Origin of the sequence: Microbulbifer sp. MKSA007 (assembly GCA_032615215.1) — a bacterium.
In the GTDB taxonomy this organism is placed as follows: Bacteria; Pseudomonadota; Gammaproteobacteria; order Pseudomonadales; family Cellvibrionaceae; genus Microbulbifer.
In genome coordinates, this window is record CP128433.1 from 4,629,515 (window position 1) to 4,651,421 (window position 21,907).

Genomic DNA, 21,907 nt, shown 5'->3' on the forward strand with positions numbered 1-21,907 from the left:
TCCCCGGAATGGAAAATGGGCCGCAGTTTACCACAGCCGTTGCACTGTGTGACCGCAGCACGCACAGCCACAGTGCATCGCAAATTCAACAGGGACACATAAAAAAAGCGGCTCTATGAGCCGCTTTTTTGTCAGTAGTGCTGATCAGCCTTTTTTATACACAGGAAACTCTGCGCAAATACCCAGAACCTTCTGCTTCACATCGGCGATAGTTGCTTCAACATCACCTTTCTCCAGTGCATCCAGCACGTCGCAGATCCAGTGAGTGAGCTGTTGGGTTTCCTTTACACCAAAGCCGCGAGTAGTGATTGCCGGAGTGCCAACACGCAGGCCGCTGGTAATGAAAGGAGAGCGCGGATCGTTGGGTACCGCGTTCTTATTAACGGTGATGTTGGCGTTACCCAGGGCTTCATCCGCATCCTTACCGGTGTACTCTTTGCCAATCAGGTCAACCAGCATCAGGTGATCATCGGTCCCACCGGATACAATGTTGATACCGCGATCGAGGAAGGTCTCCGCCATTGCGCGGGCATTTTCCACAACCTTCTTCTGGTAGGCCTTGTATTCAGGGGTCATGGCCTCTTTGAAAGAAACCGCTTTCGCCGCGATCACATGCATCAGCGGGCCACCCTGACCACCGGGGAATACAGCGGAGTTGAGCTTCTTCTCAATTTCTTCGTTGGCGCGCGCCAGGATGATACCGCCGCGGGGGCCACGCAGGGTTTTGTGAGTAGTAGAAGTCACAACATCGGCGTGGGAGATTGGGGAGGGATACTCACCAGCGGCAACCAGGCCTGCAATGTGAGCCATATCCACAAACAGGTAAGCACCCACTTTGTCAGCGATCTCGCGGAAACGCGCCCAATCCATCACTCGGCTATAAGCAGAGAAACCAGCCACGATCATCTTCGGCTTGTGCTCAAGCGCCAGGCGTTCAACTTCCTCGTAATCCACTTCGCCAGTTTCCGGGTTCAGACCGTACTGCACTGCATTGTAGATCTTGCCGGAAAAGTTAACGCGGGCACCGTGGGTAAGGTGGCCACCGTGGGCCAGACTCATGCCCAGTACAGTGTCACCTGGGGCGCAGAGCGCCTGGTAAACAGCCGCATTAGCCTGTGACCCTGAGTGCGGTTGCACATTGGCGTAATCAGCACCAAACAGCTCCTTGGCCCGCTCAATGGCCAGGGCTTCCACTTTGTCCACGTACTCACAACCGCCGTAATAACGCTTGCCTGGATAGCCCTCGGCATACTTGTTAGTCAGGCTGCTGCCCTGAGCTTCCATTACCATTGGGCTGGTGTAGTTCTCAGAGGCGATTAACTCGATATGGTCTTCCTGACGAGAGTCTTCCTCCTGGATGGCTTCCCAAATTTCCGGGTCGTAAGAAGCTAAAGTGACAGATGAATCAAACATGGTGTTCCCTCGGTAAAGCGGGCTTGAGTAGAGGCTTGTAAAACTCGATACCACAGCGCCCAGACTTATGAGTAGGGCCAAAGGCTCCCAGCGTGGGATGGCCCTACTGCTCAATGCATTCTGGGCATTTTAGAAAGGCGCGCATTGTACACCAAGGGCAGCATGAATGCGCAAATGCAGAGACGTGGCGGGACCAACCCGTCCACCTTAAAAAGACGGTCAGAATTTGTACACCACAGAGCCAGACCAGTAATTCACGTCGGACTCAATGATGGTGTAATCCAGTTCCAGGGTCGCCTCGTCGGTCAGTTTGAAACCAGCCCCGAGCCCGGCAGATGCCCCGTTATCCGAGTACTCTTTCTCCCAATTATCTATCTCCAACTCCTCATGGAGGTAGCCGATACGACCTTTCAGATAAATGTTGCCCGGGCTGCGATAGGTGGCATAAACAGCTTGCGTTGCCAGGGAGTAGTTGTAATCGTACCAGTAGTAGTCGAACTCACCATCAATGACAGAGTCGGTGACTTCTGCCTCGAATCCCCAGCCAGAACCCCAGGTATAACCGGCTCGAATCCCCCCATTTAAAGGACTCTCCCCCCTGGCATCAACATCCAAAGCACCGAAAACGCCACCGATATACGCACCCTGCCCATAAGCGGTAGCGGAACACAACAGAGCGGTAACTGCAGCCATTGCCTTGAGATTAAAGCCCACCATCTTCCCCTTAAATCTCGAAGTCTGATCAAAGGGCAGGGATTATAGGGGCACAATCAACTGGCACAAGTGTTCACTTAGACAGGTCAGTATGTAACCTGGGAGCTTTTAAAAAGAGGTGTCACCATTAGTCAAACTTAGGAAAGGGGCAATTAAAATCTCAAGCTAAACCCGCCTGACCAATAACTGACATCCTTCTCTAATACGGTGTACTCAAGCTCCAGGTGATAAATTTCATTCAGGCTATAACCAATTCCAGCCCCTAAGCTGACACCCAGGTCATCACTACTTTCGCTGCCAACAGAAACGTCTTCATAGAGAAGGCCCAGGCGTCCTTTCAGGTACCAGTCCCCCTCTGTTCTGTAAGTCGCATAAGTAGCAAGAGTGCGTATGTCTACATCCACATTCCGACCATAAGCCTCAGTCTCACCACTTAATAGTGAACTGGTATATTCACCTTCCACCCCAAAACCCGAGGCCCGCACATAACCTGCTCGCAGTCCCAAATTCAGAGGATTATCGACCCCTTTGAAATCAAAATCTGTTATTCCGGCCACGCCCCCCCAGTAGGCGCCCTCGGCAATTGCGCCCGTTGAAACAACGAGTGCCAGCACACCTATACCAGCCTTAACTATTTTCATTAACACTCCCATCCTGTTGCATTAACTTTGTCGTGACACATAAATAGAGCGCTGCGGAATAATTCGATGACAACCTACGACTTCAGCACCAATAAATTTATTGAACAACGGGAAACATCGCAGCATGCTTAAATGTGCAACAACACGTCATTAGAAATTATTAAAATATGAAGGATCAGACACACCCTTATCTAGGTCCGACAGAAGAGCGTACTTGTGGAAAAAACTGAAGAAAGGGCTACTCGAAAATAGGTTTAATTTATCTTGTGGTCAAATACAACGAGGTACAGATAAGAGTTGACCCAAGGAATTCAGCGGCATGGTCAGCCTCATACCTATTGATAACCCCAGCCCTCCCCTGAGTAGGTAGCGGTAAATTCCACCTTGAGTCCCACTAAGTCCCCCTCACTTGATCCAAATCAACTTTGGATTGGTACATCTGGCAACAATAGACCCATCGACAAATCGCGGAGGTCTGGGATGAATGCCATCTACCGACAACTGTGCTGTGACCATAAACATATGCAAGAGTTGCTCAACGCCTTTGAGCAATTACTCCTGGATCTTTTTGGCTGCAGCAATCGCGATCCAAACACCTTGTCACTGATCCTTGATGCTTTGGATTATTTATCGGCATACCCGGATAGGTATCACCACCCAGTTGAGGACTTAATATTTTCCCGGCTGTTGACTAAGCCAGTACATGACAGGGAATCAATTTACGAAGCGCAAATGCAGCATGAAAATATAGCCGCAGCGACAAAACACATGTGCGCTTTATTTTACGCTATTGCCAATGATGCGACCGTTGAACGGAGAGTGCTGCAAGGAGCTTGCAACAGCTACCTGAAGCTGCAACGCAAGCATATGGACTTGGAAAATAAATCTATTTTCCCACAGATCGAACAGTACCTGGGGACTACCGACTGGATTTATATTCAGAAACAGGTCAGTGAATTAAGCTGCAGATATTTCGACAGGGCAACCAGAAAAATTTACGAGTCCCTGCACGAAGATCTGACACAACATCAAATGCCCGCGCAGGCATTAGCTTAGGTCACCAAAGCAGCAGGGAGGAAATGTTAATGCAGTTTAAACGCCACGGCATATCCATTGGCATGGAACGCATAAATGATGAATTTTTCCTTTACATAAAGGCAATTGGTGAATTAACCCATGAGGATTATGAGCATATAACACCACTATTAGAATATGCTCTGGAAGGGGTAAAAAAACTCAGGTTCAATTACTGATTGATCTCCGGGATTTCGAGGGCTGGGGGATTCACGCGATCTGGGATGAGTTCAAGCTGGCCTTAAAGCACGGCAATGAATTCTCGCATGTCGCTGTACTTGGGGATGAGGAGTGGCAGCAAATAGCCACAAAAGTCGGGAGCTGGTTTGTTAGCGGTGAAGTCCGCTATTTCAAACAGCAACAAGAGGCCATGGATTGGCTACAGGAAACAAGGAAGACGGGTATTGGTCACAAGGAATCTGAAAAGGAATTAGCTTTCTCCACACACTCCTGATAAGTAGTGGATTAAGGGGGCGTTTACGCCCCCCTTTTTTTGCCCGTAAATTACTCAGTTACTTATTTCTAAGTATTCACCTTCCTCTTTTTACTGTCCCAGGAAGGCGTTCCCAATATAAGATTACCTACGCTCAACTCGTTACGGCAAAAAGAACAGTAAATATTCTCATAGTGTAAGTTGTTCCGATGCAGAATATTGAGCACATCAGCCAGGGTTGGACTCTTTTGATTGTGCCTATTTCGAATCGTCAAGAAGTTAGCTTCCATCTTTGTGGTGTACAAAGAAGCACCAACTTTTGCGTCATACAGAGACTTTTGAAAGGGATCATTTAAGTCATATTGCTGCAGTCTTGCCTGATTCCGAATAGCTTTCACATTGTGTTTATGGGCTTCATCCACAACATTCTGAATCTGAGCGTAACTCTCACCATCATTAATAAATCGGCGCGATAGGCGACCAAAAATCTGTCCGGCTGTACTGCCGTGGTACCCCTGGAATTTTTTTAACATATAGTTACGGCATATCTTACCCTTGCCAATATGCTCATGAACTTTTGCTTTCCCATCTACAACATCTTGTAGGCCAGGATCTTCCAACGTGTAACCGTGAGGTGCAAAGAAAAGCAGGTTATCGCCACCGTGACCTTTATTATAAAAAACCTGCTTGGTTGCGGCGCCGTGGGCAGAAATCACCAGGGACGGCGCATCCCCAACATTGGTACCTTCCGGTGCAAAAATTTTGACCAAATCCAATTCACGAACAGGCATATGACACCTATCTAACGTCGAGTACAGAAATAAGAGGGTCACCCCTCCAAACAAAACAACCGTACTAACAACCTACTATGACCAACCATCCATACTCAAGTTTTATTGCATGATTTTTGACATTAGTCACGAAGAGGAAAATTTTTTGGACTAAGTATTAGTCAAATAAGTGAGGTATGAAATAAATATGACAGAAATAAGGAGGAATTGAGGAAAGCAGTACAGGCCTGGAAAGCTCAAAGAAGTGAGCCGTAACAAATTGGTAGATGGTGACCCATAATAAAAATGCATTCACATTTCTAGCTTAACGGACACCATCTTCTCTCTACTTAAGAATTGAATACGAAGTTAAAAAACACCGATTAGGTGGTTGGTCGCTGCATTTTGCAGTCCCAGGATGGGGTTCCAATAAGGATATTGCTAAAACTCACTTCGCTTCGACAAAAAGAACAGTAGATATTTTCATAGTGCAGATTATTTCTATGCAGAATATTTAGAACATCCACTAAGGTGGGGTTATCCATTTTTACTCTATTGCGAATAGTCAATAAATCCGCCGACATTACCGGCTTAACCCCTTTCTTAATATAAGGTTGATGCATGGGATTATTGGGATCCAGATTTCGCACCATCTCATTGTGCTCATGGGCATTATCCACAGCCTTTTGCACATCAGCATAGCTCTCACCTTTTATAAAAGGCCGGGTAATACGCCCTAAGATCTGGCCAGTAGTTGACCCGTGATACCCCTGATATTTACTCAGGGTATAGTTATGGCAAACCTTTCCCTTACCAATCCATTCATGATATTTCGCGTTGCCACTCAAGACACTACCAATACCTGGATCATTTAGAGAGTAACCATGGGGAGAAAAGAAAAAGAGGTTATCCCCTCCGTGTCCTTTGGGATAAAAAATTTGCTTAGTTGTTGCACCGTGAGCGGAAATTACCAGGTTGGGAGCATCTCCCACCTGCGTTCCTTCCGCTGCAAAAATCTTAACTAGATCAAATTCTCTGACAGGCATACTTCCCTTCCTCTCACTTCTTATTTTGTTGAGGCTTACTGACTAGCGCTCTGTGACAAAGGCTACTATGGCTTATTGGATATTTGCTAGAGGTGTGAAATACAAAAAATACCAGGCAAGGGAGCTACAAATATCCAAGCTATACAGCTAAACCCTCTTAAACAAAGGAGAAAAGAAAACGTTCCCAAAATAGCGGCATTTAATTAGAACCATCGTACCCTTTTTGAGCGGCAGTATTCGCAGTTATTTTGGCTGAAATGGCCCAAGTGCTGCCAAAATAGGCAGGTAAGAGAAACTAACCTCAGGAAGAATTATGCGCCAATACCCGCAAACCAGTCTGACTAAAAAGAACTAGCTTCAAGAAAATCAATTGGAAAAATGAAAGCCTTTACTACTGTCAATCGTAGCCGCAATGGGTTCCAGCCAATTCACTCAACGCCAACAAGTCAAGGATTTCAACCATTCGACCACTAACATTCACCAGGCCATCTCGCTGAAAACGCGAAAATAAACGGCTCACCGTCTCCGCTGTTAACCCCAAGTAATTGGCGATGTCCATCCTCGGCATAGAAAGTACAAATTCACGGGGGAGTAACCACGACATGCATAGCGACTGGAAATATTAATCAACAATGCCGCTAAGCGGGCATCAGCAGCACGCTTTCCCAGCAACATTAAGATTTCATTTTCCTGCCGCAACTCTTCGGAAAAAATGCTATAGATTTGCTGCTGCAGTGCTGGAACTTCCTGAGCTAAGGTTTCCAGTTGGTCAAATGGCAACAAGCACACACTGCTGTCTTCCAGCGCCTCCGCATAACTGGGGTGAACCCGACTACTATAAGCATCGAGCCCCAACAGCTCACCAGGAAGGGCGAAATGTGTTACCTGGATATTCCCATCTGCACCAATGACTACCGTTTTGACACTTCCAGAGCGAATCGCATAGAGATTTTGGAAAGGGTCACCTGCTCGATACAAGGTTTCACCCGCTTTAATTACCTTTTTCTTGCGGGTAACACGTTCAAGCCGATCAATATCCGCCTGCACCAGCCCTGCAGGCAAGCACAAACGCCTGACTGAACAGTTACTACAACTTACGGCCTGCGCTGACTTGGTCATAGCTAGGCAACCAAATTCTTTTACTGACAGTAATACTATTGCCGGCCATGAATCAGCTTTTTGACTCTTTCATAAACGGCTTGTCCTGGTAAATACACTCCATAATACTAAGCAACACACATGGTAGTTAGTAACTTGCCCTATGTGCTAAATTCGTAAAGTTAAAAGATTAAAATTCAGGTAAAAAGCTTTCGATTACCATTCGTTGCTGTTTTTTACCATCCTGATCCAAGCCGCTCTTAAAATTGCAAAGTTCATTGGCCCACTTGGATGTTCTGACCCGAATAGGTGGCTCCTCAGCCTGTACCACTTGTAAAACCACGTCGGCTACTTGGTCAGATGTCTGGTATATCTCAGCTGTCTGCTCTGGGCTTCGCGACCTCATACCACCAATATACTGATTGAAGACCCCCTGGTATTCATCTTCGGGATACCCCTGGCTCCGCTCCAACTGCGAAAGCACATTATTGGCAAACTCTGAGTGGATTCCACCGGGCTCGACAGCGGTAAAATTAATATTAAAGGCAGGGGTTATATAACTTGCCAGAGCCTCTGTATAACCCTCAACAGCAAACTTTGCCGCACAATACAGCTCATTGAACGGCTGCCCAACTAGCCCCCCCACTGACGAAATATTGATAACGTGTCCACTACGAGCTTCGCGCATATGGGGTAAAACTGCTTTAGTGCAGCGAACTACACCGAGGTAGTTCACATCCGTCACCCAACGTATCTCTTCTTCGCTGGCGTGTTCAGTGGTCTTTACAAAACCAGCGCCAGCATTGTTGATCAATAAATCGATACGCCCAGCATCCCGGATAATGGTATCGACGCAGTTCTGAATACTATCAGAATCTGTTACATCCAATTCCATCACTTCGAGAGCCGCCCCCTGAGGAGCGGCATTTATCAGCTGGTCGGCCTTGGAGAGATCTCTCATGGTGGCAAAGACCCTAAACCCCTGCTTGGCCATTTGCAGCGCCAGACTCTGCCCCAGCCCTGTAGAAGTCCCGGTAATCAAGGCAACCTTACTCATTGCTCTCTCCTCAGTATCTGTTAGTCAATCTCAAAATGTAAACTACTCAGTGCAGCATACACATGAATAGCAGAAAGTAAACCGATCAGTGTATTTTCTGGCAATATATCTGGCTGCAGCTAAACAATAGGGCTGGCGAGTCAGAATAAGCCGTAAAATAAGCTCCGCCAGCTTTATTCTCAGAGGGCGTAACCTGATACCATTAGCGCCCTTCTATAGCCCAGACAGTTTCTGTGAATCGGAATGTTGGATAGCCTCCGGCGCATTCACGTTCACAGGTAGTCCCGCAACAAGGTATTTCTATGTCCATTGCCGATTTGAACTTTTTGAAAGCACTGCCAAAAGCCGAGCTTCATCTCCATATCGAGGGTTCACTGGAACCGGAGCTAATGTTCGAGTTGAGCAAGCGCAACAATATTGAAATTCCCTTTTCCAGTATTGAGGAAATTAAAGCTGCTTATAAATTTCATAATTTACAGTCGTTCCTCGATATTTATTATCAAGGCGCTTCGGTCCTGATCCATGAGCAGGATTTTTATGATCTGACCATGGCTTATCTCAAGCGCTGTCGTGAAGACAATGTTGTCCACACAGAGATCTTCTTTGACCCCCAAACCCATACAGAGAGGGGCATTGATATCGGTGTGGTTATCAAGGGCATTAACAGCGCTCTTGATGATGCAAGAAATGAGTGGGGAATAAGTAGTCACCTTATTTTGTGCTTCTTACGCCACCTGAGTGAAGAGGAAGCAATTGCCACCTTGGAAGCGGCAAAACCATACCTCAACTTAATAAAAGGTGTAGGACTGGACTCTTCTGAGCTGGGTCATCCACCCAGCAAATTTGAAAACGTTTTTGCTATGGCCAAAGAGCTAGAGCTTGAGAGAGTTGCCCACGCTGGTGAAGAGGGGCCTGCCGATTATATCGTAGAGGCTCTCGATCTTCTGGACGTGAGCCGTATCGACCATGGGGTTCGCTGCGTTGAGGACGAAGCACTAATTGAGCGCCTGAAAGCGGAAAATATCCCCCTGACCGTTTGCCCGCTCTCCAATACCGCACTCTGTGTCTACGACAATATGGACCAACACCCGATTTTGTCACTCCTCGAGCGCGGCCTGTGTGTCACTGTTAATGCAGATGATCCCGCTTACTTTGGCGGTTACGTTAATAAAAATTATCTGGCCCTTAGCGAAAGTCTGGGCATGACTAAAGAGCAGGCGAAAAAACTGGCCCTGAATAGTTTTAAAGCGAGCTACATTTCAGAGGCAGATAAAGAAAAGTGGGCGGAGGCAATATCAGCAGTCGAAACGGTTGCTGAAGTTTAGTGGATTGGGTAGTGTCCTGACTGACTATAAAGCCAGGACACTATTTAAAAATTCAGTCTTCATCATAACCACAGTGAGTACCCGCTAGCTCACTGAGTTCAATTAAATTAATAATCTCAACTGATCGACCACTCACCTTAATTAATTTTTCTCGCTGAAAACGCGAGAAAAGCCGGCTGACAGTTTCCGCTGTCAAACCCAAATAATTGGCGATATCAGTGCGCGGCATCGATAAAACAAACGCACTGTGAGAGTATCCACGACGAGCGTAACGGCTGGAAATATTAATCAGAAGAGCCGCCAAACGAGTATCGGCAGAGCGCTTGCCCAACAACATTAAAATATCGTTTTCCTGGCGCAACTCTTCAGAAAAAATGCTGTAAATCTGCTGCTGCAGGGCTGTCACCTGCTGGGCCAAAATTTCCAGTTGAGTAAAAGGCAGCAGGCAAACACTGCTGTCTTCCAATGCTTCCGCATAACTCGGATGTACCCGAGTACTGTAGGCATCCAGACCGAGCAGTTCCCCAGGTAAAGCGAAGTGGGTGACCTGAGTGTCACCATCTGCAGCAATCACCACAGTTTTAAAACTGCCAGAGCGAATTGCATAGAGATTGGCAAATGGATCGCCAGCTCGGTAAAGGGTCTCCCCGCTTTAATTATTTTCTTTCGACGCGTGATCTGCTCTAGCCGATCAATATCAGACTGACACAAACCAGCTGGCAAGCACAAACGCCTGACTGAACAGTTGCCGCAACTAACAGCTGTAGAGGAATCCATCATACTAAACCGGTCGGTAAACTAATTTGCCGCAATTGTAACGGCTGTCGAGCCGTTAGTCTCCTGCCGGTAGCTATAGAACACGTGAATATTTCGCATCTGTTTCTTGACTGTGCAAATACATATCAAATGCAGCGGCAACATTTCTCACGAACCAGCGGCCTTCCTCGGTAACAATAATATTTTCGTTATCCTGATAAATTAGACCATCGTCAAACATAGGCTGTAAGCGCGCTAATTCCTCAGAGAAATACTCCTCAAAGGAAGCACCTATACGCTGTTCAACAAGGTTTTTATCCAGGCGCAAACGACACATTAATTCACTAATAATCCACTGGCGCAAACGATCTTCATCATCCATTAACCAGCCGCGGCAGGCTGCAGATTTCCCTTCTCCAATCGCCTGAGTATATTCTTTTAGGCGATGTAAATTTTGCCAGTAGCCATCGCGACTGTAGCTGATCGCCGATGCCCCCAGACCGACCAAAGCATCTGCCGGCATTAGGGTGTAACCCTGGAAATTGCGCTGCAGCATACCGGCATGGGCTGCCTTAGCCAGTTCATCCCCAGGACGGGCAAAGTGATCCATCCCCAAAAATTCATACCCCGCCTTACCCAGGTGCTCTACAGCCGCCAGCTGCATCACCACTTTTTCTGCGGCAGAAGGGATTAAATCCGTATCAATTAGGCGCTGGGCCTTAAATCGGTGTGGCAGGTGTGCATAGTGATAGAGAGCGATGCGATCCGGTTGCAGCTCCAGCACTTTATCCAAAGTACTGTGCAGGCTGCTCAGCCCCTGCTTGGGTAGTCCGTAAATCAGGTCGTAGGAAATGGACTCAAACCCGCGCTCACGCGCCGCTACGGTCAACTCCGTAACTTGGTCGGCACTGCAGATACGATTGATTGAACGCTGAACTTCGATATCGAAATCCTGCACCCCCAGGCTCAAGCGGTTAAAACCCAGTTCTCGCAGGGTATCCAGGGTCTCTAACTCAAGGGTACGTGGATCGGCCTCAATACTGTATTCAACCCCGTCGCCAGGGCGCAAATCAAAAACTTCAGCCAGCCCTCCCATTAAGCGACGCATATCACTATCACTCAAGAATGTCGGTGTACCACCGCCCAAGTGCAATTGGGTAACGGGGACATCAGCCACCTTATCCCGGTACCACTGGGCTTCCTGTAGCAAGTGATCCAGATAACTGGAAGCCAGTCCATACTGGTGAGTAATTACTTTATTACAAGCGCAGAAGTAACAGAGAGAACGGCAAAAAGGAATATGAACATAAAGGGACAAACTGCGAATATCCTGCAGCGCTGCCCAGGGCTCAATTCCATTTAATGTGTGAAAACGATCGGCGGTAGGATATGAGGTGTAGCGCGGGCAGGGTCCGCTATAACGGGATAAGAGTTCTTCAGACAACCCTCCCACGGGGCTTTTAATCTCTTGCTTCATATTAATTCACACCTCGTTCGGTAGTTTGCTTGGAAATCCGACACAAACAAAAAAGCAGCCACCGGGTCTTCGACCAGAAAACCACAGTGACTGCTCTACCCCAGACCTATTTATTGCTACCTTTTAGAAGCGGTAGCCCAGACCAGCCATGTAAACCAGCGGATCAATATCCACATTGGCAGTCACTTCACCCAGGCCAGGTACTTTGACTTTGGCGTCGGTCTCGATGTCCATCCAGAACACAGACATATTGAACAGCCAGCGTTGATCGGCACCGAAGGTAAAATCGATACCGGCTTCTGCTGCCAGGCCAAATGAATTGTCCAGGGACAGTTCTGCATCACCGGTGGCGCCAAGGCCTTCGAAAGCGCTATCGGCGGTGCTGCTGATTTCTTCATCAAAGAAAGCGGTGTAGTTCACACCCAGGCCAACATACGGCTGAATGTTGGACTGTGGCTCCATCGGATACCATTGAACCAACAGAGTCGGCGGCAAGTGCTTGGTTTCCCCCAGGTTGAAACTGCCCAGGCCCTCGCCAACAACTTCGATATCGTGGCTGAACGGCGTTGCGGCAACCAGTTCCAAACCCCAATGATCGCGGAACATGTAGACGCCGGTCAGGCCCAGTGCGGAACCGTTATCCACATCAACACCAGTTTGGTCGATGCCGGTTCCATTCAAGGAAAGTACGCTGGAATTAGCATCGGGTGCTACAGTGGCCATGCCACCGCGCAGAATTAAACTGCCTTGTTCATAGGCCAGTGCGGGTGCAGAAAGTACGGCGGTCAAAGCGGCTGTCGCACAAGCAGTTATACGATTCATTAACTTCTCCATAAAGCGATTAGGCATTTTTCCCGACTCAGGAAGGGCCCCCCTCCAGGCACAATCACAAGTCGCGGACAGGTTACTCGCTGACTGCTTGAGACTGCTTGATCCAAATCAAGCTGCCGAATTACCTGGAAAAAAATCCATTGGAATGTGCAGCAGCAAGATAGTTGCGCTGTTTAAGGGAGACCCGTTTCCGGGAAGGGGCGGGGAAGATAGCGGCTCAGAAAGTCCGAGGGAACCGAGCACTCAATGGTATTTGATACGATCTTGCCAAATTGAGAACTACCGCAAATTTTTTCTTTAGATGACAGAGTTGAGGACAAGCAAACCAGGCCAAAACTGCACCACTGCCGACATTGCCAGACTGTGGTGCAAGGCCTTTAAACAGACGCTAAGTAAGGCTGCCCGCCGGGCGCCGGAACATATTCTGAATACTGGAGAAATCCAGTTGCTGGTTTTCCTCACTGGCGCCATGCAGCTGGAAAAGATTTTTCGCCAGGGCTCCCATCGGAGTAGAGGATGCACTGGTTGAGGCGGCATCCATAGCCAGTCCCAGGTCCTTGAGCATCAATGCCACACTGAAACCGCCGGCATAGCCCTTTGCCGAAGGCACGCTCTCCATAGTGCCCGGGTAGGGATTGTAGTTAGCCAGGGACCAATTATTACCCGAACTTTCCTGCATAATATCGCTCAGTACCTTGGCATCCAGCCCCTTATCCACTCCCAGCTGTAAAGCTTCTGCGGTACCGGTCATATGGATCGCGAGCAACAGATTGTTGCAGATCTTTGCCACCTGCCCGGCACCGGCAGCACCGGCGAGGAATATCTTGCTGCCCATCACCTGCAGCGGGGCCCGCGCTGCATCAAATGCCGCTTCATCCCCGCCGCACATAAAGCAAAGCGTCCCCGCCTGTGCCGCAGCTGTACCACCGGATACCGGAGCATCTATCGCTCTCAACCCACGCTCCCCGGCAGCCAGGCTGACCAGGCAGGCGTCCTCTGCAGAGATAGTCGAACAGTCGATAACCAGGGTATCGGCCGGGAGTTGTTGCAACAGCCCAGCCTCTCCCAGGTAGAGCCCTTTCACCGCGTCGCCACTGGGCAACATGGAAATTACGATATCCGCGCCCTCAACAGCCTGTTGGGCACTGTCACAGGGCAGGCAGCCATCTCGCTGTGCCTGTTCCAGAGCAACAGGGCTCAAATCAAATGCCGCTACGGTATAGCCGGCCTTCGCCAAGTTGGCAGCCATGGGGCCACCCATATTACCCAAACCAAAAAAGGCTATCTTTTCCATAAAAGCCACTCCCTATTTTGTTGTTGGTATCCCTGGCGATTAACAGCCCGGGACGCTCGGTAAATACGATATCTACAGGTCGGCCAGTGGGTGCTCACCAGCCCAGGGTCCCTCAAAGCAGCTTTCCACCTGCGCAGGTGTAATCTGTTCCAAGCTGTCAGGTTGCCACTGGGGTTCGCGGTCTTTATCAATCAACAGCGCGCGCACCCCTTCCTTAAAGTGGCCACTGGCACAGAGGTTTACCGCGAGTGCCAACTCCATGCGGTAGATATCCGCCAGGGACAGGTGTCGAGCCCGCTGTAATTGCTCCCACACAATCCAGGGTGTCAGCGGAGAGCCACCTGCCAAAGTGGCAGCTGCCCGCTGCAACCACTTATCCACACCCTGGTATGCACTGATGGCAGCACAAACCTCTGGCAAGGTGGCAAAATCGGTAAGCTGCTGGATTTGGTCATAATGCTCTCGCAGAGCAGACTCAGGCCGCTCCAGAAGGGGCAGCTCCTGGGATTTAAGGCAATTGCTAATTAACTGGTGATTGGCTTCCAGGTTTTCACCGAAACTGAGCTCCGCTAACGCAGACAAGACTGATTCCCGCTGATCCTGGCCTATCATACGGTCCGCCATACCGGTAAACAGGGCATCGGCACCATTAAACTGCGCACCGGTCAGCCCCAGGAAAAGCCCGAGGCGCCCGGGCATACGATTCAGGAACCAGCTGCCCCCCACATCGGGAAACAAACCAATCGTAATCTCCGGCATTGCCATGCGAGTGGTTTCGGTCACAATCCGGTGGCTGGCTCCCGCCATAATGCCGATACCGCCCCCCATCACGAAGCCACCGCCCCACACCACGACGGGCTTGGCGTAAGAGTGAATCTGGTAGTCCAGGCGATATTCGCGGGAGAAGAAGTCGGTGGTGAATCCGTAGTCCGGTGTCTCACCATAGGCGGCGGACTCCCGATACAGCGCCACCACATCGCCGCCAGCGCACAGCGCCTTGTCGCCACTGCCATCGATCCAGACTGCTGCGACTTCAGAGTCTTCAGCCCAGCGGTCCAACTGGGCCGACAACAAGTCGATCATGGGTGAATTTAAGGCATTCAGAGCCTTGGGGAGGTTTAACGTCGCGATCGCCAGGGCGCCGCGTCGGGAAAACAACACCGGGGAATCCTGATCCATTTTTATTCGTCTTATAGCTCTTGTACTAGATAGTGTCGCAGTTAAACACAGATCACATTTGACGTCAGCCACACGCGAGTACAGCGGGCTACCTAAGAGATGCCCGGTTGCACTTTTTACGCAAACTGATAAGTTGCGCGCAAAATCTGACCGATTCCAACACCCATTACGGAACCCCAAATGGCCGAATACGTATACACCATGAACCGGGTGGGCAAAGTAGTGCCCCCCAAGCGCGAGATCCTCAAGGACATCTCCCTCTCCTTCTTCCCCGGCGCCAAGATCGGCGTACTCGGTCTAAACGGCGCAGGTAAATCCACCCTGCTGCGCATCATGGCCGGGGTCGACCAGGACTTTAACGGCGAAGCCCGCGCAATGCCCGGCATCAAGGTCGGCTACCTGCCCCAGGAACCGCAACTCGATGCCAGCAAGACCGTGCGCGGCAACGTAGAGGACGGTGTACGCGAAGCCATCGACGCCCTTGCCGGCCTGGAACAGGTCTACGCCGATTACGCCGAGCCCGACGCAGACTTCGATGCCCTGGCCAAGAAACAGCAACAATTCGAAGACATTATCCAGGCCTGGGACGCCCACAACCTGGAGCACCGCCTGGAAGTTGCCGCAGACGCCCTGCGCCTGCCGCCCTGGGATGCGGACGTAAACAATCTGTCCGGCGGTGAAAAACGCCGTGTGGCCCTTTGCCGCCTGCTGCTGTCCCGCCCGGATATGCTGCTTCTCGACGAACCCACCAACCACCTGGATGCGGAATCCGTATTCTGGCTGGAGCGCTTCCTGCACGATTTCACCGGCACTGTGGTTGCCATCACCCACGATCGCTACTTCCTCGACAATGTTGCCGGCTGGATTCTGGAACTGGACCGCGGCCACGGCATCCCCTGGGAAGGCAACTACACCACTTGGCTGGAACAGAAAGAAAAACGCCTGGAGCAAGAGCAGCGCGGCGAACAGGCCCGCGCCAAAGCCATGCAAAAGGAACTCGAGTGGGCCCGCCAAAACCCCAAGGGCCGTCAGTCCAAAAACAAGGCCCGTTTGTCCCGCCTGGAAGAAATGCAGTCCCAGGACTTCCAGGCCCGCAATGAGACCAACGAAATCTACATTCCGCCCGGCGAGCGTCTCGGCGACAATGTGATTGAGTTTAAAGGTGTGAGCAAAGGCTTCGGCGAGCGCCTGCTGATCGACAACCTGTCTTTCCGCGTGCCCAAGGGCGCAATTGTAGGTATCGTCGGCGGCAACGGTGCCGGTAAGTCCACCCTGTTCCGTATGATCAGCGGCACCGAACAGCCGGACTCCGGCGAGATCAAGATGGGTGAAACCGTTAAGGTCGCCTACGTTGAACAGGGCCGTGAAAATCTGGATGACAGCAAGACCGTATGGGAAGCCATCTCAGACGGCCACGATATGCTCAAGATCAACAACTACGAAGTGGGCTCGCGCAACTATGTTGGCCGCTTTAACTTCAAGGGCAGTGACCAGCAGAAGCGCGTAGGCGAACTCTCCGGCGGTGAACGCGGACGCCTGCACCTGGCCTATACCCTCAAGCAGGGCGCCAACGTACTGCTGCTGGATGAACCCTCCAACGATCTGGATATCGAAACCCTGCGCGCCCTGGAAGAAGCCCTGCTCAACTTCCCAGGCTGTGCCCTGGTAATCTCGCACGATCGCTGGTTCCTGGATCGCGTTGCCACCCATATCCTCGCCTATGAGGGTGAGAGTGAAGCGGTATTCTTCGAGGGTAACTACACCGAGTACCACGAGGACTTTGTGCAGCGCAAAGGTGAGGATGCAACGCCGCATCGGATGCATTATAAGAAGCTTAAGACTTGATCCTGATAATAAAAAAGCCCGCATAGGCGGGCTTTTTTATTAGATTCGAAGTACATAATACCTCTCCTTCCATAGGTTACTTAAGTAAAATCCCAAAAATAAACTTTGCGCTCTAGGGGTGGGCAATCACCATCAGGGTTTTTGCATTTTTTTGCACACAGGCTACCGCCATCTGCAGGTTCTCCGGATCGAGTGCCGCAAAACTCTCGTCCAGCACCACTAACTCGGCATTTTGCAAAAGCGCACGGGCGATAAATAAACGGCTCATCTCACCATGGGACAACCTCCAGCCCATCTCGCCAACCGTTTGTAAAATCCCTGCCGGCATTTTTTCCAATAGCGGGGTCAACCCCAACTCATCACAAATTGCATAAGCCTTGCGCAGGCTCTCCTGGCGAGGTGGCCACTGGTCTCCCATTAATAAATTAAAAAGAAATGAATCTCCCAACACATGATTTTCATGAAACTGGGGAGCTGATGCGACCATCCTGCGCCAAGGTTCAGCACCGATACTTGCGCGGTCGTAGCCATTGAGCAGCAACAGGCCATCATCCGGTTTCTGGATGCCGGTGAGAACATTCGCCAATGTGGATTTCCCTGAACCAGAAGTGCCCTGCAGTAAAAGCCGGTCGCCGGGATAAATGCTGAGGTTACACCCCGCCAACACTGCTTGATCTTTTCCCTCGTAGGTGAAACGGATATCGCGTAAATAACACAGCGGCTGCAAGGAATCCTGCTGGCCGGCCGACGCGGCCATTGCCAAACCTGCACTGCCCCTTAAGTGGCGATCTTCAAGGGAAAACAGTTCACGTACTTTTTCCCAGGAAATTGCCGCACTTAAGGCGCTGGTAAAACCATTCATACACTTTAAAACTGCGCGATACCCCAACAACATGCCTCCAAAGGCAATCGCGAGCTGGGTACTACTGACACTGTTAGCGATAAATATTGGAGCCAACCCCACTACCCCAAGAAGTAACCAGAGGCGCGGCAAAAAAGCCTGCAAACGCGCCATGGTGCTATCCATGTGAGAGGAAATTTCCAGGTAGTTATTTAACTCACTGTCTTCGCCCCGGTGCCAGTCGCCAGGTGCCTGCTGCGCGAGGCGGGTGCGGTGGCCGATCATTTTCTCAATCAAACGGTGGGTCATTGAAAGGCGCTGTAACGTCCACTCTTTGCGGCCGTAGTACTGTGCCCGCCCCAGGAAAAACGCAACCGCTAAAAATAGGGGCAAAATTGCTGCGTAGATAAGGCCACCAGCTCCCATCAGTAAAATTGAGGCTGCAATTAACAGTTCTACAGCGCCAAGCAACAATAAAAAGGCACCCTGCAATGCACTGGCTTCTATATTCTCCGCATCATAAACCCTGCCCAATACCTGACCCGACCCCATATGGCGAATACGACTGGGAATAACGCGCAGCGCGCTGGCAAGCAATCGCTGCTTCAGGAGTGCACCGGTCTCAACGGAGAGCACGCCTCGCAGCCGGGCTGTGAGCAGGGATAGGGGAACCTGAGTCACCAATAACAATACCCAGGCAGATAGCCAGCCCGTATCAATATGGCTCTCGAGCACAGCCCTACCTATCACCCACCAGCTACACAGAAAAATGGCCATCTGGGCACTGTGACAGGCAAGCATGGCGGCAAAGCGCCAATACAACCCGCGCTGGCGAAGCTGTAGGCGGAAAGACCGGTGAGAGGATTGACGCAACAACCAGAAATCATCCAGGCGTACGCCGGCAAGATTTTCCCGCAGCAGGGCAGTCATGGCTTTCTTGCGGCGGCGCCCTTGAATGTGTGCACTATCCAGCAACTGTTCAATACGCTCGCGCTGGGGCCCTTCAAGCTCGCGAGCCAGCTGCTGAATAACCAGCTCTAGGCAAACTTTCTCCAGGTGCAGTGCCGGTGTGAGCAGCTGTAACTTATGCCCCCTGCCACCACACAGTGCGATAAAATATTCCCCCTCGGGAAAGCGAACCCGCAACAGCGCCGGGGCGGCTCCCAACAGCATGGTTTCCAGCTCTGGGTAGCTACAACTCACCTGCTCCACTTGCAAGTCCAAAGCTTCAGCACCTGCCTGCAACCTGGCATTCAACTCCAGGGTGCTTCCAAGGGATTTGTGCTCCGCTACTTCAGGCTCCAAGCCGCTGTATTTTGCCAACGCTTGTAAGGCGGCCTCCAGCTGCGACACTGGCCAGCAATAGGACATTAATTCTTTACTGCTCACTGGCAACCTCCGTAAACCGGGAGGCCGGTGTCGCCCCAGGAACTCCTTGTACTTCTGTCAATTGACCGCTGGCCATGCGCAAGTGACGCCAACTGCTACTCTGCCAACACTCTTGCCAGAGACTGCTTTCAGCTGCCAGTAGCTGCGCATAGCGCGTGTCGCCCTCGGCTTGAAGCTCACTGGGCTTACCATCTTCAATAATGCAACCCTCGTCCACGACCAAAACACGAGGAAAGTCTCGGGTTTCACTGATATCGTGGGTAATACAGATCAGGGTGACCCCCTGCCAAACCTCCCGCACCCGGTTCATCAGGCGCTGCCGCTGTTGGCGATCAAGCCCCCGGAACGGTTCATCCAGAATCACACAAGCAGTTTCCTCGCGGCCAAGTGCGCGTCCCAGACGTACGCGCTGCCCTTCACCACCACTGACCAGGGCACCACTTTCGCCTAGCGGGCTTTGCAGCCCCTCCGGTAACGCTGCTACCAGCTTGAGCAAATCCGCTTGCTGTAAAATGGGGTAAAGGGGAGCTCCGGGCTTATTGCCGTAACTCAAGTTTTCCAGAAGGCTGCTATTCCACAGCTGAATTGCGGGATCAACCCAGGCACAGTGAAGGCGAAAACGATGCAGTAATTCTCCCTTCAACTCTCCACCATTGAGCATCACACGGCCACTGGCGGGTTTGTGCCACCCCAGCAATAATCCAGCAAGGCTCGACTTGCCAGCGCCGGATGCTCCGACCACAGCAATTTGCTCACCGGGGCTGATTTCCAGATTTACCCTGTCGAGAATAGTGCGACCGCTGGCATTAACGGTGACATTCTCAAACTTGATAGCCACCGGTTTTGCCGGGGAAAATTCCACACTATCAGCGGAGCTTTTATCTGTGTCTGTTTCAGTGACTGCTTGCAGTGGTTCGAGGGCTCTCAGTAAAAAATTCCGTTGCCGTGGATAACTTCGCATCAGTCCCGCAATTTCTTCACCCAGCGGCGGCAGTGCCAATACCCAATAAATCAATAAAAGCAGATCGGGACTTGCCCCTCGTGCATTAACACAATAAATCACCAATACACTACTGAGGGTACAATTAATCAACAACTGTACCGCCTGGCTATTGAGCTGAAAACTCAGTGATGAGTATCCAGCCCTTATCCATTCAGTGAGCAGGTTTTCATGCTCACGCCGTACAGACTCACCGGCGCCGTGCGTACGGATTGGAATAACTCCCAGCAGCGCATCCATATAGAAGCGAGCCAGGGCTCCCGCATGAGTTTGTACTCTCATACTGTAATCAGTGAGTACTGGATGGAACATCAAGGGTACAGCAACTTGCAATACCGACATGACTAGCACCAAAGGAGCGGCAGCTGGAGCAAGCCAGATTATTCCGAGTGCAGTAGCGAACAGGGAGAAAATTTTAAAAATGAGACTCGTTCCGAGAACAGGCAAACCTCTCAAGGCGGCAATGCGGTGTGAGCGTTCGGCTGTATCAGAGGTGGGACGGCTCTGAAAGAAATGATCAGGTATTTTGGGCAGCGCCGCTAAAAAACGCATGCGAAATCGATTTTCTAAACGCCGCCCTACCACCATTTGGATTTTTGCTGCAGGAAACTGCAATAGCAGTAATGTGATCATGAAGACCAGCAGTAGTGCAATCGTGCCTGCTCGCTGTATCTCTGTCGCTAACTCACTGTGAATATCAATCAGGCCACGGAAAAGCAAGGCCTCGAACATCAGCCCCAATACCGCTCCGAGCATAGCAATAAATATAGAGAGTGGCGCAATCATTCCATCTTCACGCATCAACCCCCATAGTTGCTTGAGAGGTTGAACCTGTGGCTCTCGCAAAGCCCTCGATAGCGCTTCCGATTTCGGTTTAACTTCACTGACATCGCGAACCCCTTTAACACTCACGATGACCGCACCACTAAATGCCAGCTGCTCTGGCGACAGTTCAATTGTCTCTGCCGGCTCACTTCCACTGGGACGGGACGGCCTAGCGCACCAGTAACTCTCTGGCACTAGAGAAAATGCTTGACTGGTATCTGTAGAAAACTCAACAAACAGCCGCTGCAACATACCACTGACTTCAGCTCCTCGCTTTATCGCCCCGGACGTAACTAATGAGGTGAGCATTCGAACGGATGCATCGAGAAATGCCAGCGACAGCCAACTCTTATCTTTTAGCCCTTTGTCACAGAGCGTGGTGGCCACAGTATCGCCAACCTTTAAGTATGCAATACGCTCTTTAAGCGGGGCAATAAAGTCATCACCACCTGCCCAGCTTCTCCAGCCCTGAGGAGGCACCCGTAGGATGTGGACATGCAACTCATCCAAAAAACGACGTGCGCTAGGCCAACGCCTGCCACTGGCAGGGTCCATCACTTGCACGATACCGCGATGATTTCTCCAAGCCACAACAAAATGAGTGTTGCCATTAGGTAGGCGCACCACAACCAATCCTGGTAAGTAATCAGTGGAACTCAGTAAAAGGTGATCCACAGGAACTACCATCTGGGCGGCATCCAGCCCTAACTCTATCGCAATCTTTTCCAGAGTATTTATTGAGGTGCCATCTACATCAGTCTGGCAAGCATCGCGTAAATGGCCGTAATGTGTGTTTACACCAAAGCCTTCAAGCAAGCACTTCAGGGAAGCCGGGCCACAGTCCATATTAGAGGTCTGAACAACCTCTGGAACTAACCAGCGTGTTTTGCATTTCACTA

19 protein-coding genes are annotated in these 21,907 nt (G+C 50.5%); 4 read left to right on the forward strand and 15 right to left on the reverse strand.

Features of this window, described 5'->3' with window-relative positions:
• Positions 1-144 precede the first annotated feature (144 nt).
• The 3 genes from glyA to QT397_23525 all read right to left on the reverse strand — a co-directional run bounded on the left by glyA (position 145) and on the right by QT397_23525 (position 2,768).
• Positions 145-1,413, reverse strand: a complete 1,269-nt coding sequence (glyA, locus tag QT397_23515; GenBank protein WNZ55779.1) for a serine hydroxymethyltransferase — start codon at positions 1,411-1,413, stop codon at positions 145-147.
• A 219-nt stretch (positions 1,414-1,632) separates the two neighbouring features.
• Positions 1,633-2,130: a porin family protein gene (locus tag QT397_23520; protein ID WNZ55780.1), complete on the reverse strand. Its 498-nt coding sequence runs from the start codon at positions 2,128-2,130 to the stop codon at positions 1,633-1,635.
• Positions 2,131-2,279: 149 nt separating this feature from the next.
• Positions 2,280-2,768 carry an outer membrane beta-barrel protein gene (locus QT397_23525; protein WNZ55781.1) on the reverse strand — a complete coding sequence of 163 codons (489 nt, stop codon included), beginning with the start codon at positions 2,766-2,768 and terminating at the stop codon, positions 2,280-2,282.
• A gap of 480 nt (positions 2,769-3,248) precedes the next feature.
• Here QT397_23525 and QT397_23530 point away from each other — a divergent pair, with 480 nt between their 5' ends.
• Both QT397_23530 and QT397_23535 read left to right on the forward strand, forming a co-directional pair.
• Complete coding sequence (locus tag QT397_23530; GenBank protein WNZ55782.1) at positions 3,249-3,824, forward strand: hemerythrin domain-containing protein; 576 nt, start codon at positions 3,249-3,251, stop codon at positions 3,822-3,824.
• A gap of 29 nt (positions 3,825-3,853) precedes the next feature.
• Positions 3,854-4,021: an STAS/SEC14 domain-containing protein gene (locus tag QT397_23535; GenBank protein WNZ55783.1), complete on the forward strand. Its 168-nt coding sequence runs from the start codon at positions 3,854-3,856 to the stop codon at positions 4,019-4,021.
• 343 nt (positions 4,022-4,364) lie between these two features.
• On the opposite strand, the gene QT397_23540 is transcribed toward QT397_23535, so the two are convergent.
• From QT397_23540 to QT397_23560, 5 genes are all read right to left on the reverse strand, one after another.
• Positions 4,365-5,066: a hypothetical protein gene (locus tag QT397_23540; protein ID WNZ55784.1), complete on the reverse strand. Its 702-nt coding sequence runs from the start codon at positions 5,064-5,066 to the stop codon at positions 4,365-4,367.
• A 362-nt stretch (positions 5,067-5,428) separates the two neighbouring features.
• Complete coding sequence (locus tag QT397_23545) at positions 5,429-6,091, reverse strand: hypothetical protein (GenBank protein WNZ55785.1); 663 nt, start codon at positions 6,089-6,091, stop codon at positions 5,429-5,431.
• Positions 6,092-6,488: 397 nt separating this feature from the next.
• Entirely contained in the window at positions 6,489-6,650 is a 162-nt protein-coding gene (locus tag QT397_23550) for a helix-turn-helix domain-containing protein (protein ID WNZ58589.1), read from the reverse strand.
• A complete protein-coding gene (locus tag QT397_23555) occupies positions 6,623-7,210 on the reverse strand; it encodes a cyclic nucleotide-binding domain-containing protein (protein ID WNZ55786.1) in 588 nt (195 codons plus the stop codon). Before QT397_23555 ends, QT397_23550 begins: the two co-directional genes overlap by 28 nt.
• Positions 7,211-7,379: 169 nt before the next feature.
• Positions 7,380-8,246 carry an SDR family oxidoreductase gene (locus QT397_23560; protein ID WNZ55787.1) on the reverse strand — a complete coding sequence of 289 codons (867 nt, stop codon included), beginning with the start codon at positions 8,244-8,246 and terminating at the stop codon, positions 7,380-7,382.
• Positions 8,247-8,548: 302 nt separating this feature from the next.
• Here QT397_23560 and QT397_23565 point away from each other — a divergent pair, with 302 nt between their 5' ends.
• On the forward strand, positions 8,549-9,571 hold the full coding sequence (locus tag QT397_23565) for an adenosine deaminase (protein ID WNZ55788.1): 1,023 nt from the start codon (positions 8,549-8,551) through the stop codon (positions 9,569-9,571).
• Positions 9,572-9,623: 52 nt separating this feature from the next.
• Here the strand turns inward: QT397_23565 and QT397_23570 are convergent, their stop codons facing one another.
• The 5 genes from QT397_23570 to QT397_23590 form a co-directional block, all read right to left on the reverse strand.
• Positions 9,624-10,172, reverse strand: coding sequence for a helix-turn-helix domain-containing protein (locus QT397_23570; GenBank protein WNZ58590.1), 549 nt, complete (start codon positions 10,170-10,172; stop codon positions 9,624-9,626).
• 249 nt (positions 10,173-10,421) lie between these two features.
• On the reverse strand, positions 10,422-11,804 hold the full coding sequence (gene hemN / locus QT397_23575) for an oxygen-independent coproporphyrinogen III oxidase (protein WNZ55789.1): 1,383 nt from the start codon (positions 11,802-11,804) through the stop codon (positions 10,422-10,424).
• Between the two features lie 123 nt (positions 11,805-11,927).
• Positions 11,928-12,626 (reverse strand): OmpW family outer membrane protein, encoded by a 699-nt coding sequence (locus tag QT397_23580; protein WNZ55790.1) that lies wholly within the window; start codon positions 12,624-12,626, stop codon positions 11,928-11,930.
• 397 nt (positions 12,627-13,023) lie between these two features.
• Complete coding sequence (mmsB, locus tag QT397_23585) at positions 13,024-13,929, reverse strand: 3-hydroxyisobutyrate dehydrogenase (protein ID WNZ55791.1); 906 nt, start codon at positions 13,927-13,929, stop codon at positions 13,024-13,026.
• A gap of 72 nt (positions 13,930-14,001) precedes the next feature.
• The gene (locus tag QT397_23590) at positions 14,002-15,108 is read right to left on the reverse strand and encodes an enoyl-CoA hydratase/isomerase family protein (GenBank protein WNZ55792.1); all 1,107 of its coding nucleotides are present in this window, start codon (positions 15,106-15,108) and stop codon (positions 14,002-14,004) included.
• Positions 15,109-15,288: 180 nt separating this feature from the next.
• Here QT397_23590 and ettA point away from each other — a divergent pair, with 180 nt between their 5' ends.
• Positions 15,289-16,953, forward strand: a complete 1,665-nt coding sequence (gene ettA, locus QT397_23595; GenBank protein ID WNZ55793.1) for an energy-dependent translational throttle protein EttA — start codon at positions 15,289-15,291, stop codon at positions 16,951-16,953.
• A gap of 112 nt (positions 16,954-17,065) precedes the next feature.
• Here the strand turns inward: ettA and QT397_23600 are convergent, their stop codons facing one another.
• Both QT397_23600 and QT397_23605 read right to left on the reverse strand, forming a co-directional pair.
• Positions 17,066-19,183 carry an ABC transporter ATP-binding protein gene (locus QT397_23600; GenBank protein ID WNZ55794.1) on the reverse strand — a complete coding sequence of 706 codons (2,118 nt, stop codon included), beginning with the start codon at positions 19,181-19,183 and terminating at the stop codon, positions 17,066-17,068.
• On the reverse strand, positions 19,173-21,905 hold the full coding sequence (locus QT397_23605) for a cysteine peptidase family C39 domain-containing protein (protein ID WNZ55795.1): 2,733 nt from the start codon (positions 21,903-21,905) through the stop codon (positions 19,173-19,175). Before QT397_23605 ends, QT397_23600 begins: the two co-directional genes overlap by 11 nt.
• Positions 21,906-21,907: the final 2 nt, after the last annotated feature.